This window comes from Neisseria sp. P0021.S007 (assembly GCF_051956855.1).
This window is the reverse complement of the sequence record NZ_JBQCXA010000195.1, coordinates 1-971: the sequence shown is the minus strand read 5'-3', so window position 1 is coordinate 971 and position 971 is coordinate 1. Positions and strand designations below refer to the sequence as shown.

The window sequence follows — 971 nt, the reverse complement described above, 5'->3', positions numbered from 1 at the left end:
GGTTTAAAATAAACGGAAAAGTTCCGTTACTCAGGGAAGTTTTTATTGCAAGCGTGATGGTGTTTAGTGTTCAAACAACGCCTGCCGTTTGCCCGATAAAAGGTCGTCTGAAATATCAAGCAAAGACATAACCCCTTTTCAATATTCTGTCATTTCATTTTTCGAAAGTCCGCCGTGCTGACAATTACCACCTGCCTTACCTACCCCGAACCGCCATCCAACCTGCTGCCGTTGGCGGACGCGCTGACACGGGACGGCATACCCACCGCCTTCACACCCTGGCAAAACTGCCCGAAATCCGCCTTTATCCTGCCTTTGTGCGCATGGGATTATGCGGCGGAGCCTGAAGCGTTTGGGCAGTGGCTGACAGAAGCGGAAGCGGGCGGGCAAAGGTTTATCAACCCCGTCGGGCTGATGCGTTGGAACATGGACAAACGTTATTTGTGCGATTTGGCAGAATGGGGGGCGGACGTGATTCCGAGTGTGCAGACGTCATCTGAAAAAGAAGAATTGGAAGAAGTTTTAGAGAATCGGGGCTGGCGGGAAGCGGTCGTCAAACCCGTTATCGGGCAGAGCGGGCGCGGTGTGGCAAAAATCAGGGCAGGAGAAGTGTCGTTGAAGGCGGAGGATTATCCGCAAGGCGTCATCGTCCAGCCTTATATCCGCGAAATCGAAACGGCGGGCGAAACTTCGCTGGTGTTTTTTGACGGGCATTTCAGCCATGCCGTACTGCGTATGCCGTCCCAAGGCGAATGGCGCGCCAATTCCGCCTACGGAGTCGCCGTCAGCCCTGCCGCGCCGCCGGAAAAAGCAGTCGAAACCGCACGGCAGATATTGGCAATGCTGCCCCAAATACCGGCATACGCCCGCATAGACGGGACGCTGATTGGCGAAAGATTACTGCTCAACGAATTGGAACTGATCGAACCCGCCCTTTACCTGCATACCGCTGAAAACGCGGTTGCCCATAT

The 971-nt window shown here is 54.2% G+C and carries 1 protein-coding gene; it reads left to right on the top strand.

What is annotated here, in order from left to right; translation table 11 throughout:
• Positions 1 to 174: 174 nt before the first annotated feature.
• Positions 175 to 971 (top strand): ATP-grasp domain-containing protein (locus tag ACTHUR_RS12170; protein WP_440398737.1); only part of this gene is annotated, 797 nt, incomplete at its 3' end.